Source organism: Parabacteroides sp. FAFU027 (genome assembly GCF_022808675.1).
In the GTDB taxonomy this organism is placed as follows: Bacteria; Bacteroidota; Bacteroidia; order Bacteroidales; family UBA7332; genus CAXXIC01.
Genome location: NZ_JAKZKV010000005.1, coordinates 22344 through 36217 on the forward strand (window position 1 = coordinate 22344; position 13874 = coordinate 36217).

Sequence of the window (13874 nt, forward strand, 5' to 3'; positions counted from 1 at the left end):
AAGGGGGAATAAATCACTTCGTATTCACTCCTTACCAACTCCAAACCTCATTTTATTCATTAATCACACAAATCATTTTTTATTATGGCGAAAATTCAAAACGGAATTCTTGGTGGGTTCAGCGGAAAAGTAGGAACCGTTGTCGGAGGCAACTGGAAGGGCATAGATTATATGCGCGTACACAAGAAACCTTCAAATCCTAACACAGAGAAACAACAGAACCAACGCACTAAATTTACCACTGCGTTGAGTCTTTTACAACCAATCACTCCATTCTTAAGAGTAGGTTACAAGCTGTTCACTGCTAAACAAACAGCGTTTAATGCAGCAATGTCTCAAGTGTTGACAAATGCAATTGTAGGTGATGCGCCTAACGTTGAAATAGACTACTCTAAAGTACAAGTTTCAAGCGGTACATTAACTCCAGCTGTTGGCGGTGTTGCAACTTATGCAAACGAAGAACTTACAATCACCTGGACTAACAACGCTGGATCAGGTTCAGCTAAGGAAACAGACAAGGCATTAGTTGTTATTTACAATGCAGTAAAAGGAGAAGCAATTTATGATATTGCTGGTGCTGCTAGATCAGTCGCAACTCAGGCTTTCAGCCTTCCTGCTGAATGGGTAGGTGATAGCGTTCAGGTTTACCTGGGATTCATCACAGAAGATGGCAAAGATGTTGCTAACAGTGTTTTTGTAGGTGCAGTAAACATTGTTGCGTAATTCCGCTGCTAACATGGTTGGATTTTATCGAGAAGCCGTTCCATTTGGAGCGGCTTTTTTTGTACCCTGATTTCTTGATAATTCCCGTAAAATCAAGAATTGTCAAAGCCAAAAGAAACACTAACTTTGTATCTGAAAGCAGTATTGAAGAAACGGTTAAGAAACGAAATTACTTAGTAGAAAAACGAATAAGAAACGGTCTTCTATTTCTTGAAAAACAATCAAGAGAAAGTAGTTGCAAATATGCACTATACAAAGGCAAAAATAAGCCTCCTTTTGCATAAAGTGGTTCTTAATCGTTTCTTATAGTGTTGTAACATATTGATTTATAGTGGTTATTGTGATTTGCTTTCAAAAATCTATCTTTATGGTGCGTAAGCACCTCGGAGCAGCAGAGGAAGAAGTTGTCATAAGTTGTGATTTGCTTTCAAAAATCTATCTTTATGGTGCGTAAGCACCTTATTACGCAGACATCCGGCCAACCAACTCGTTGTGATTTGCTTTCAAAAATCTATCTTTATGGTGCGTAAGCACCCCGGCGGGAACCCACAAACCGCAATTATCAGTTGTGATTTGCTTTCAAAAATCTATCTTTATGGTGCGTAAGCACCACACCGCAGCATAACATGCTGTATCACAACAAGAAAAAGCTGTAACTAGAAGCTGAAAAAAAGGTGCTATGTAACAGAAAAGCCTCTCAATTCGGGAGGCTTTTTCTGTTGTGAGATTTTCTAAAGGAAGAATAAATCAGCCAAATCAGAGCGGCGATTTGTGATTTAGAGATATTTATGATAGTTTTAGAATAAGGACAATTGTTGTCCTGGCGTACTCTTTTCGCAAGGTTTCTCTCCATAAAAAATCTCCATCTGTCCAAATTGTTTATCCGTGACGCAAAGTATTCCGATATGTCCTCTTTCGGGAAGCATCTTTTTTACCCTTTTTATATGCACTTCTGCATTTTCCCGGCTTGGACAATGGCGCAGGTAGATTGAAAACTGAAACATGGTAAAACCATCTTTAATCAGTTTGTTCCGAAAGTCAGTATAGATTTTCCGTTCTTTCTTCGTTTCGGTTGGTAGGTCAAAAAATACCAATACCCACATAATCCTGTATTCACTAAGCCTTGTGTCCATTGTAAAGATATTGAAGGCAATAAATCGGAGTGCGACTTCAAGTCGCGCTCAAAATAAAACCAATTTGCAAGTGCATCTTAATTCAATACCATTTCAGGATAAGCAATTTTACGAAGTTCTCCTGAGAAGCATTTATACAACGATGCTGTAGTCTGAGAGGCAGCTATGAATAAAGGGCTTCGTTGTCCGTTGATTAACACGTCTGCCTGGGGAATGGAGAGAAGTTTGATTTTTACATCCTGAGTTAAAGTGCCATTGTGAAGGTTCTGTTTTACTAGTCCGACAACGATGTGATCCACTACCGGACGGTAAGGCTCCATAATATCATCAGCCAGACAATAGGCATTGTATCGGTTGTGGTGATGAATCCCCAAGGTGGGAAGTAATCCTGTAGATACTAATGAGCGGGCTATAATTCCCCGTAATATAGCATATCCGTAGTTGAGTAAATAGTTTGGGGCTATACCGTCTCGTTCCCGTCGGAAATCAGGTATTTCAGGAAACAGGTTGCCCCAATAATAGGCAGCAGCCCTGGCTTCATGGTTGTCTGCATCTCCGCTTTTCACAGCAGCAGCCCAATATTCCATATTCTTGATATTTACATTCCGGTGATTTGCCAGTATATTAGCTTGATTAGCTATTTTGGCTGTAATCGTCTGTTGCCATAACTGTTTTTTGAGTGGGAGAGAGGCTTCTATCTGATCCTGAAAACGCTCAGATTGTACCAGGTTTCCTTCCAACGGCAGCATTAACCCGGTGGGTAAATGATTTTTATCGCACATGATAAGCGCCACATTGTTATTGAGCAGACTATCCATTAATCCATGTGTAATGGTGATTTGCTGATGGTCGAGTAGAATAACTCCAATATCTTCTATAGGAACGGTATTGTTGCCGGTGAGATTATCTATCCCTTTAGCCCCGGGAAGGTTAATGACCAGTTGGTCGTTCTTTTTGCTCAGATAAGCGGGATTTCCGAAATAAAGCGTGCGTTTTATCATGGCAAGTATTTTTTGGGACAGTTTTTTTAGTCGGGGCGCGACTTTAAGTCGCACTCCGACTAAAAAGAAAACAATCCAAATTCTTTCGCTCTTTCTTTATTGATCAGTTTGCCGTTTCGCAAACCTGAATAATCTCGGTATGACGAAAATTCCCAATCTTCAGCCAGGTCAGTCAATCCGGCTGTTACAGGATTTTGATGAATATAATCGAAACAGATTTTCTGGTAGGCTTGTTCGGTAATGTGAGTGTTTATTCGTGTTCCGGCATAAGAATTATTGAATGATGGCGTTATGCCTTCATCTATTTTCGTAATACATTCGGCTTTGGTTTTATCACGAAATAATGATCCAGTTCTGTTTTCCTGAATGTTGATCGCTCGGGTATATGAGGCCAGCATTATTCCGATTGATTTGTTTAGGTCTTGTTGACTATTCGGAGTGCGACTTGAAGTCGCGCCCCGAATAATCAACTCCCTCACATATACCATTAAATGAAAGTGATTCGGCATCAGGCACCATGCTAATACATCGACATGGGGTAATAGGTGGAGATTGATTTTCTTCAGAAAGAACAGGTAATTATCCCGATTAAAGAAAATCTGCTGCCGGTTATTACCTTGATTATAAATATGGTATAGTAGCCCTTCTTCGAGGATCATATTTGTTCGTTTTTTATTCACCCGATGACTTAAAGTCATCGGGTGAATTGTAGAGAAATAATCAAAATGAGATATTTCCCAATCTATCGATCTTTAGCTTTTGACAATACTGTTTTATAGATAGATTATCAACAATGTCCGTTTCCATCTTGTTAAGTTGCGTGAATTCCACTTTGTCTACAATTGACTTTGCTATATTTTGCGGTAATGCATAAAGTCGATTACCTGTAAAACTCACGATTTTATATATTCTTTTTAAGTCATCTATGGAATTTGTATTATAGTCAACATTCTCTTTATTAGGTAGATATATTAGATCATTTGGTGATAAATGAAATAACAACTTATCACCCTTTTCATTCTGTTCTGGTACTTCGCGTAATCCTTGCTTCTGCCTTTCAACCACAATGTTTAGTGGAATTGTCTCGAAGCTTCTATTACCATCTTCATCAGCATAAATAGCGAAAAACAAGTTTGTCCCTTTTGCGGCTTCTACATATTTATCTTTTTTATTTCCAATTACTCCCACATTGAATTTGTTTCCCTTCGGTTCGTAAGTTCTAACCTTAAGAATTGATTGATGGAATTTGCCATTGTTCAATGTTGTAATATTTTTATTCATTTCTTCAATTCCTTCTGGAGAGAAAGCCAATTCGGGGTGCTCTATTTCTTTTCCACTCTTCATTTCATTGTAATTGGCTAAGTGCTTCAAAAGAATTTTCTGAATACCTGTGTCGGTAATACTTTCAATTTTTTTACTTCCGAAACTCATGTCTAAATTTACACGAGAGGCAACTTGAATATCTTTTTCATTACTGAAATAATATATATCAACTTTTGAAATATCAATACCCATCCATTGATTATTTTGACTTCCAAAGAATTTCTGGATCTTCTTTTTATCAAAGCCATCATTTATAAGCTGTTTGATTTTCAGTTTCAGATTTTTATCTACAAGCATTTTCCATTGATCTATACCGGCAGATAATGTAACTGTCTTTTTGAACCGAAGGTTTACCACACCGGCAACAGTATCTTTATGCAGAGGTTTTCGAATAGCCCAGCTTTCACCTTTTTCCTGACGTTTAATCGTTTTTATGCCATTTTCATAGGTTTGATATTTATTGACAGTCTTATTTATTACCCTTAGGTTTTGCTTAAAGCTGACAACAATATTCTCTAATGCAGACTGCGTATTCTGAGTAAATGTATCCCAGGGTTTATGAAACATCCATTTGTAGTTTTCTTTATCGTCAGTTTTTGCTTTAAAGCAAAGTTTGCTTTTTAAATCAAATCGGCTAACCTTAGAAGAAGGCTTTGCTGATTCATTATTTAAATAGTTGATATGATTACGCGTGGCGCAAGCAATAACTAGGGCATCCATTGCATGGTGACGATGATCAATGCGTTTTTTGTTGAAGCCTTTCTGTAGGGCTAATGGCATTTCTGTTTGAAAAACTCGTTTCCCATCTTTATTAGTCCATTGGCCAAAGTGTGAGGTTTTAGTTAACTCATTCAATCGTTCAAAACGGGGTGAAACAATTCTGTTCCACACATCGTTTAATCCCCAGTCTTGTTTAAGAATAGAGGTAATGCCTCCTGTACAAGGAATAACATTCTTAGAAATTGCGTCAATTTCCCCTTCCTCTCGTACAATGTTGGATAATAGTGATTTAATTACTTTGCTTATATAGCGGCTATCATTTAACTGTCTTTCGATGAAAGCATCCGGAATATCTTCCATCAACAGTTTTTTCATTTTAGTACGACTCTTTCCATAGTTGAGCTTGATAAAATCCTCGTATTCAGCAAGAGTAAATATTTTTACTTTCTTCCCAAAATTGAGTTCAACGATACGGCCTTCATTATTCTTAATAAATTCGTATCCAAGCGCATTGTCTTTTTCTTTATTTACTTGAGCTTCACAGATTACTTTATTGCTTAAAGAGTCATCGAAATATCTGGATTGAGGTATAATGTGTTCAATCTCATAAGCTGCAGTAAAGAGCTTGCTTAATGGAATTACTTCTCCTGTATAGGGCGATCTGTATTTTTGTTCGAGCCACAATTTGTAACGAACCAACTCTGATTGAGATGGTTGACTCATTTTTGCTATTTTGGTAATATCATCCGGGATTTCAATGCTCGAACTTAAGACGCCATCTTCATATAACTTTAGAATTTCTTGTTGGCTTGGAGAATAGGGGCGTACATTTTCAATATCATTATGATTAACTAATTCCGACAATAAGGCTTTTATCCGCAGATTTGTGTTCTCGTTCTCCGTAATTTGTGCTGTCAACGATTTTCTTTTATCAGCAGGATTCTTCATTTCACGCCCCAATTCAATATGTATTTCAGAAATATCACCATATTTCTTCCAGATATCTTTTACGACCCGAAGTGTTTCTGTAATTACTTGTTCTACGATCGGGTTACGAAGAGAATGTTGCTTAAACTCCTGAAGGAAAATTTCCAGATCATTCGGTGTAGCCCATTTTACTACATCACTTGATTCGGCGTGTCTACCATATACGACATAGCATGCTAGCCATTCAGGCAGCCCCTGAAAACTAGAATATTCTTTAAGATGAATAGTCTTTTCACGAACACGATCTTTTATTTGTTCGTCGTACTCTCCATTCTGTATTTTCTCTATACGCTCTTTTGTCTCTGAATCTATTAGATCATAACACCAATATTTCCCCATTCGCATTAATGGGAGCAACTTTTTGATGGCTTTCTCTGAATAGGCTCCGTATTCTTTTTTGAATGGTGGAAATTTGCGAAATACTTCAACAAAATCATCTCCTAGTTTGTATCTTCTTGCAAATGATTTTAAAGCCTTCTCTATTTCGGTTTTATCCTCAATAGAGTACAAAATATGCCACAGTTCAAGCTCAATTTCGTTATTCAGGAAACCGTCAGATATATTTGCTTTTGATAAACGGGAGCTAATTAAGGATCTCGTTTCGTTACAAGGGTATTCTTTATCTTCCACATAATTCCATCGGTGAGAAAGTTTTTCTTCACCTCTTTTTTTCTTAAGATTGAAATAAGATGAAAGTAATACATCCTGTTTGATCTCTTTTTTGCTGTTTAACCAATCAAAGAGGGCAACAAACTCATCAATATTTGAAAGAAAATCAGAAGTAACATCTACATCTGTAACTAATTTCCCATTTACATTTTTCTCTCTTTCAAAGATTCGTAAATCTTGCACGAATTTCCATAAACGTAGTTCTTGATATAGTGGGTGAGATTTGGCGATACATTTTATGGGTTCTTTTTTGATTTCTCCTGATTTTAGATCTTTAAAGGAGCGGCATTCATACTTGCAATTACTGATAAGTGATTTTTTACTTTTGAGCGGGCGTTGATAGAATATTATATCATTGATAAATAGATGGATAAAGTCTTGCTTAGAGATATTGTTTCGATGGGCTTCATTATTTTCATATAACTCTTCGAGACAAGCATTGTATAATGCTACATTATTAAATTCGGAATGAAACTCGATTTGTTTTTTCAGAATTGTACTCAGTTCACTTTTATAGAACTTTCGTTCAATGGTTCGAATAAGTTTTCCATTAATTTTTTGAGTCGGTTTCTGTAACAGAGTATCGTATATATAGCAACCAACTGTTTGTCCATATTTATCAATATCAGATTCCGTTTTCTTTTTCAATAAAGTCCAATCATCCTCAGACGGAGCTCTAAATGAGCGTTTTTCGTTACCTTCCTTGTCTTTCTTTATCGAGCCGTCATCATTAAGATCTGTAGTAACGATAAACTCTTTAGTTTTATCTTTCCAGTCAAACAATGGTGTTTTGCTGGAACGGCGGTATATCCATCCATTTTCAAGAATAAGGTTGTACCAAATCTCAGATTTGCCTTTTTGAGGTTCATCAGCAGTAACTTCAATAATTCTTAATGCGTGAAATTCAACTAGTTTATTCGGATTTTCCTCTTCCTCTTCCCCCCGTAATTGGTAGTATCCTCTTTTTTGATTGAAATTGAGTAATAACCAAGTGAGTTCTTCTTTTTCTATTTTCGAAGTTAGTGCCTTTTTTCGCAGATAATAAATTGTCCAATCATACGGGATTAATTTATTGTCTGCGAATAAATTGGGATGCATTACTTCAAACTCTGAAACCATCTCATAGAATGATTTTTTGAAAACGAACTCATATTTTCCGTCATCATCTACCTTCCACGCAATTTTAGGTTCAGTATCAGTAAGATACTTGCCTAATCGTTTCTCAAAATCGATATATTGTTCATAATGTTTAGGTAGGAATCCCAGTATATGTAATACACGATGTAATCGTTCTCGTCGAAGTAAATGTCTTTCTCTGAGGCGACGAGTTCCACGAAAACCTGTTCTTTCTGCTGTCTGAGAAATTGAATTTCCAGAATCGAATTTACCTAATATATCTTGACTCATAGGTATTATTCTACTTCCAATACCTTTAATAGATTGAGGGTTCTCATTTTCATCTATTTCCACTAAAGCCCATCCAATACTATTGGTTCCCAAGTCCAATCCTAATATCTTTTTCATAATATGTCGATTATTTAGTCCTTAAAAGTATAAAATAATTCCGGTTGAGCAATGTTGTATAGAATAAATGTTTATATTTGCTGTAGATTTTTGAAGCAAATCACAATAAGGATTATTCCGTTGTGAAAACATTTAAGTGGCCTTCGTCTTTCAATACGGAGGTAAGCAAGGCAGGGAAACCTGCCTTTTGTTTTTTTCTATCTCTTCCAACAAAAAAAGCCCCACAATCCTCACGGTTGCGGGGCGAAATTCATTTTAATCTTCTTATAACATAGCGCGAACGCTATTCCATGGGCTCTTTTCCCGGCAAAAGAGGCATTGTTTATTCCGGCTGCTTACTGGTATTCGTAGTTGTGCTACTGGTGTTGTCAGAGCCAGAAGTAGTTGTGCTTTCTGTCGTTTTAGATGTTGCATCCTGGATAGCCTTGGTGTAACAATAGCGCAGGTCGGCATTGAGAGTCGTCCATGTGTCCTGTTCAAGACTTAAGGCTTGTCCGTACACCCAGGCATAATACTTATTTACCGCATCTGCCAGTCCGGGACGGATGGAAGTAGCACTCTGAGACTGGTTGATGGTACGTTGATGTGAGTTTCGAAGGTTGTTTGTGGTGATAAAGGAACTCTGCAGGTTGTCTAAATGAGAGATCCAGTTCACCATGTTTGTCTTCGTGATCGCATCAGCATACTCGGTTTTTGCCAGCGTGTTAAGCAGTGATTTGATCGCCCCTGTTTGCTTATTCTGAACTTCACGAATTAACGCAGGTCCCAGGTCAGAAAAGGCGCTATACAGCAGGGATGCTGCTTCACTTTCTGTTTTTACAGGCGATTTTGTCAGGTTATACAATATACCTTTCATGCCGGTGATGGTCTTTTTACGTTCTGCGCCAATCGAATTGAGCTGTTGAGTCAATTCGCTAAAGCGAGTCCGGTTTACAGCTTCAGATAGCAGCCCATCCTGGGTTAATAACTCCTCGTATAGCTTACCGAAAGTAACGCCATTAGCGTTCGACTTGGCTATAATCTCGAGAAAGTTTGTCGAGAAAGTTGATAACTGGAGGTTAGATAACCTCGAAAAAAACATTTGCTTCATAACTAAATCTTTTAGGATGTGATTAATTAATAGACGGTTGGAATGCTTGAATTGCACATTGGAATAAAAAATGTACCGGTGTACCACAATGTGGAAAGAGCGTGATCATTTAACTTTGAGCTTACTCACGGCGTAGAAGCCCTTCCGACGCCTGATTTAGGCTTACATACGGCGTGGATTTTACTCCGACGTGTAAATTTGCTTTACTCACGGCGTGAAAATAGCTCTGACTTGTGTTTTGGCTTTACTCACGGCGTAGAAATCGTTCCGACGCCTGATTTAAGCTTACTCACAGCGTGGATTTTGCTCTGGTGTGCAAATTTGCTTTACTCACCGCGTGAAAACAGCTCTGACTTATGTTTTGGCTTTACTCACGGCGTAGAAACCGTTCTGACGCATGATTTAGGCTTACTCACGGCGTGGATTTTACTCCGACTTAAGTATAAGCTTACACGTGACGTTCGTAATCCAGTTCAGAAACACATTTTCCCACTCATTAGTATTCAGAGATAATCCGGGCATCTCCGGGTCTGGCTTACCGGTAGCAAATTTTCAAAGAACGTATTCCTTTTTTTACAGTGAATATCCGGTTACAAATAAAACCGGATTACAGGCTGATTTATTAAAGAAATGTTTAATGTGGATTTAGAACTCATTCAACCTGTATTCATCTATTTAGAAGGTGTATAAATGAACACCTAACAAAGGTATGTAAAATATTTTGTTTGCAACAACCAAAATAGCTAATTTTTTCATGAGTGATATTTAGAAAATCAATCATTGGGTCATTGATTCGTATATCTGTGTTTGTTTGTTTATTGACTCTGTTAGTCAATGTTATAGATGTATTTGTTGTGTCTGCTATTTTGCTTTGTTTGATGGAAGCCATTGAATGTTAATGCGATAGTAAATGCTTATTTTGCATTTTGGGGAGATTTGATTGACCATCGTTTTTTTATTGGGGTATTTAAAAGGAGGGCGATTTCTATTTAGAAATAGGATGAAATTCGTTTTGTTCTAAATTACGCATAGCGTGTAAATATAGTGTATGATGTTATATGTTTATTGTCAATTGCTAACAGGGTAAATTCAGACCTTTTTTAGGAATCGGTCAGCGAAACAGGGCGAATATAAATAACTGAGAGTAAAGGGGACGGCACGAAAATGGCTTTTGCCAGTTTCCATGAGGACGAATGGATTATGATAGAATTTTCTATTTACGTGAATTCGGGATAAGAAAAGTTTGTCGGTTACCTATCGAAAGACTCTTTATGAGCGAGTCTTTCGAGATGCGATTTGAGCCTTTCGCTCATAGAGGCTGTGTAAAAACTAACTCCCGACCCCTCCCGACCTCCCCAAAGTGGGGAGGGATGATGCAAACAATACTGTATTCTGGTTAAATCGGTCAATAAATGTGCTGATTTATGTGTTCTTGCTACTGCAAAAGTCCGCTCCAGGAGATTTAGGGGCAGAATAAACAATGACACCTGATCCTTTTGTGAGTTTTTACACAGCCTCTCATAGAGAAAAGCTCAATAATAAGATTTCACAAATACTTCGATCCTCATTTTTCAAGTCAAAGCCTCAAAATGCAATTTATTTACAAAACGAATCTTGTCCCGAACTCAGGTTATCTGTATTGATCCAAACTAAATAATAGAATAGGGCTGATGTCGTGTATGCATTGTGGAAATTCATTACGTGTCAAGCGGCCTGAAGCCGCTGAACGATAGCGCTGCGCACCGTACATTGGTTTCAGGCCGCTTGACGGATTGATAAGACCAAGCTGTCCCGAAGAAGCATGGGATAAATAAGACATTAAATTATACTCAGCGCTTAAAAGAGTTACTTGTGTAGCTAGGTGTATGGAGTGCAAAAAAAATGCCGCCTCCTTGATAGAGACGGCATCTTAACTCTTAAGTTTGCGTTCATTTCATTTGCTGTTGCATCTGTTCCGCTTTCTTATCGGCATCATCAATAATGCTTTGCGCTTTCTTTTGAGCCTCCTGTTTTACTTTATCGGCAGCCTTTTGTGCAGCAAATTTGGCTATGGGGTTTTTGGCCTGATTTACCAAATTCTGGGCCTGTACGTTAGCCGCTTCAATAATTTTATCAGCCTGCGCTTTGGCATCCGCTTTCATAGCTGCAATTTTAGCCTGCACTTCCTCGTTGTTCTTAGCCCCGAGTGCTTTTTGCAAACCTTGCGTTGCGGCCTGTTTGGCGAGAGAGGTCACAACCGTTTTGGCAACCGCTTTGTAGTCGAGTGAGACTTTCGGGTTGGTAAATGTACCACCGATTTTAAAGTTTACCTGATTAATGCCTACGCCCAGTTTCGATGAGATCCCTTGTGGCAGTGTAACCAGTCCTGCATAGTTAATCGTCTGATCCAATCCTGTAATACCGGACAGATTGATTTTTGTATCACCCAGCTTGATGTCGAAGGGGCTTGTTTTTACCTGTCCGTCTTCGATCTTGAAGGGGAGTTTCAGGTCTTTAATGGAAGGGTTTTTGAATTTGTCGTCTTTCAACGCGGTTGCTAAAGCCGAAAGAGCCTTGACATCCTTAACCTGTACATCTTTTGATTGCAGCAAACCGTTTGCAAGTAAAGTTTTCAGGTCCGGAGAAAGTTTATCGTCGAGCATTCCCTTCATGTTGAAATTAACGGAATAATTTCCAAACGTTTTTTCAAAAATAGGAGAGAGCTTCTTCACGAAATCCAACTCTTTGAAGGTCTGCGTGAAAGATGCGTTTACGATATTCAGCCCGAGGCTGATTTCCGGTTTCTTCGGATTGGTAGCTGTGCTGTAATAGCCGGATGTTTCGATGGTTCCACCAAAAGCATTAACACGTACACCGCTTAAATCCACGCGTCCGTCTTTCACCAGCAGTTTACCGGTAGCATTTTCCAGGGTCATTTTATCGTAAAGAATCTTTCTGATATTGGCTGACATTGTAAAATCTATGTTCTTGGGAACTTCAAATGCCGACATTGCTGAAGTGTCTTTCTTTGACGAAGATGAAGAGCCCATCAATTCATTAAGATCCAGAAGATTTGAATTCATATTCAACGAGCCTTTTAATGTCTTGTTTTTCAATGCGTAGGCGATGAAGTTTTCCAGTTTGCCGGTAGCGGAAATATCGCTTTTGCCGAATTTCATATTTAAGCCGGTGAGCTCTGCATATTTCGGAGAAAAGTTAAGTCCCATGTTTTTAATTAATACATCGGGATACTCTTTCGACTTATAGAGCATATTGGAGATTCCCAAAGTTCCTTTAGCATTGAGCTGCTCGTATTGCTCTTTTTCAATTTGTGACATTTTCCCTTTAAAATCAAGGTTAGCCACCACTTTGCCATTTAGTTGTGTGCCTTTTTCCAATGGATATACATCCTTAATCATATTGAGATCAAGCGTACCGTTTGCTTTTAACAAGAAATCGGGATTACTGATAGGGGTCTTTACATTTGCCATTAAGCTGAATGGATTGCCACCCATGCGGAATTGCAGTTTCTTCAGGTTTATGACAGTGAGGTCTGTGCTACCTCCCGGATTGGTTAGTACCAGGTCCATATTGATCTGATCAACGGATTTTGGCAAAGAAGGATATTTGAACATTGCGTCGGCCACTTTGACTGCAACATTAAAGGCTGGCATAATGCTGTCGCTGTAATGTCCTTTTGCCCAAGCGTCCAGGCTGACTTTCCCATCTGTCTGAATATCTTCAAATCCTTTGGTGTACATGCCCGGAACGAGGGAGAGTATCTCTTTGAATCCGATCTGTTTGGTTTGCAGCTTGATGTCCATGTCATACCCCTCTTTGGGCATGGCAAACCAGCCCTGTATAGCAGCTTCAATGGCATTCACCTTGCAGGTGTTGTCATGGAAGGTGTATTTGCTGTTTTTCAGGTCTGCCTCGATTTCACCTTTAACCTGAATAACAGCATTCTTCATATAGGGGACTTTGTTCATTATAAAGGTCATCGTTGCCGCATCCGCTTTGAGCTTCAGGTTGGTCAGATCCTGCGTCATATCACCCGACAGATCGAGTTCTACATTGTTCATCTTCAGATTCATATCGCCCTGTTGATCATCGTATTCAAAGCGTGCATTCTTGACATCCACCTGATTAAGAGCCATTTTGAAAGATGATGCGGTTTCCGGCGCGGCCTTTTTGGTGGTATCTTCTATCATGATATCCCAGTTTGCTTTCCCGTTTTTTAGTACTTTCAGTTTGATGACCGGTTGATCAAGTAGAATGTGCGAAACCTGGTAACCTGAGCTGCCGAAGATACTTTTTAAATCGACCGCTACACGGATTTCATCAGCTGCTACCAGTGTATCTCCTTTGAACTCTCCTGTACCGACAAGTGAAAAATCTTTCAGGTCGATGGTTGCTTTGGGAAATTCACGGATAAAACTCAGATTAAGACCTGAAAACTCAAGCCTGGCCTTCATCTTTTTGTTGGCTTCTTTTTTAATAATTTCCACCAGTTTGCCTTCAAAGGCAAATGGCAGAATGGCGAGTATTGCCAGAAAACCAAATATGATCCCTCCGGCAATTAAAAGCTTTTTCTTCATGTGATTAATTTTTAGTTTGAAACGGGAATATGTTGAAATATTAATGTCATTATATGCTTGAAAAGCTTATTGGAAAAGGATTTTCTAAAAGTAGAAACCCTATCGGTAAAACAATAACAAAGATAGA

At 38.6% G+C, this 13874-nt stretch carries 7 protein-coding genes; 1 reads left to right on the forward strand and 6 read right to left on the reverse strand.

Annotation, left to right across the window (positions count from 1 at the left end; translation table 11 throughout):
- The first annotated feature begins 84 nt into the window (after positions 1-84).
- Positions 85-723, forward strand: coding sequence for a DUF6266 family protein (locus tag MLE17_RS08890; RefSeq protein WP_243348442.1), 639 nt, complete (start codon positions 85-87; stop codon positions 721-723).
- A gap of 797 nt (positions 724-1520) precedes the next feature.
- On the opposite strand, the gene cas2 is transcribed toward MLE17_RS08890, so the two are convergent.
- The 6 genes from cas2 to MLE17_RS08920 all read right to left on the reverse strand — a co-directional run bounded on the left by cas2 (position 1521) and on the right by MLE17_RS08920 (position 13747).
- Positions 1521-1856, reverse strand: coding sequence for a CRISPR-associated endonuclease Cas2 (cas2, locus tag MLE17_RS08895; RefSeq protein WP_243348443.1), 336 nt, complete (start codon positions 1854-1856; stop codon positions 1521-1523).
- A gap of 77 nt (positions 1857-1933) precedes the next feature.
- On the reverse strand, positions 1934-2857 hold the full coding sequence (gene cas1 / locus MLE17_RS08900) for a type II CRISPR-associated endonuclease Cas1 (RefSeq protein ID WP_243348444.1): 924 nt from the start codon (positions 2855-2857) through the stop codon (positions 1934-1936).
- Positions 2858-2916: 59 nt separating this feature from the next.
- Entirely contained in the window at positions 2917-3516 is a 600-nt protein-coding gene (locus tag MLE17_RS08905; protein ID WP_243348445.1) for a hypothetical protein, read from the reverse strand.
- A gap of 61 nt (positions 3517-3577) precedes the next feature.
- The gene (cas9, locus tag MLE17_RS08910) at positions 3578-8080 is read right to left on the reverse strand and encodes a type II CRISPR RNA-guided endonuclease Cas9 (RefSeq protein ID WP_243348446.1); all 4503 of its coding nucleotides are present in this window, start codon (positions 8078-8080) and stop codon (positions 3578-3580) included.
- 322 nt (positions 8081-8402) lie between these two features.
- A complete protein-coding gene (locus MLE17_RS08915) occupies positions 8403-9170 on the reverse strand; it encodes a DUF6261 family protein (protein ID WP_243348447.1) in 768 nt (255 codons plus the stop codon).
- Positions 9171-11098: 1928 nt separating this feature from the next.
- On the reverse strand, positions 11099-13747 hold the full coding sequence (locus MLE17_RS08920; RefSeq protein WP_243348448.1) for an AsmA-like C-terminal region-containing protein: 2649 nt from the start codon (positions 13745-13747) through the stop codon (positions 11099-11101).
- Between the last annotated feature and the right edge of the window lie 127 nt (positions 13748-13874).

Coding starts and splice junctions, on each gene's coding strand:
- MLE17_RS08890 (WP_243348442.1), top strand. CDS start 85: ATGGCGAAAATTCAAAACGGAATTCTTGGTGGGTTCAGCGGAAAAGTA.
- cas2 (WP_243348443.1), bottom strand. CDS start 1,856: ATGGACACAAGGCTTAGTGAATACAGGATTATGTGGGTATTGGTATTT.
- cas1 (WP_243348444.1), bottom strand. CDS start 2,857: ATGATAAAACGCACGCTTTATTTCGGAAATCCCGCTTATCTGAGCAAA.
- MLE17_RS08905 (WP_243348445.1), bottom strand. CDS start 3,516: ATGATCCTCGAAGAAGGGCTACTATACCATATTTATAATCAAGGTAAT.
- cas9 (WP_243348446.1), bottom strand. CDS start 8,080: ATGAAAAAGATATTAGGATTGGACTTGGGAACCAATAGTATTGGATGG.
- MLE17_RS08915 (WP_243348447.1), bottom strand. CDS start 9,170: ATGAAGCAAATGTTTTTTTCGAGGTTATCTAACCTCCAGTTATCAACT.
- MLE17_RS08920 (WP_243348448.1), bottom strand. CDS start 13,747: ATGAAGAAAAAGCTTTTAATTGCCGGAGGGATCATATTTGGTTTTCTG.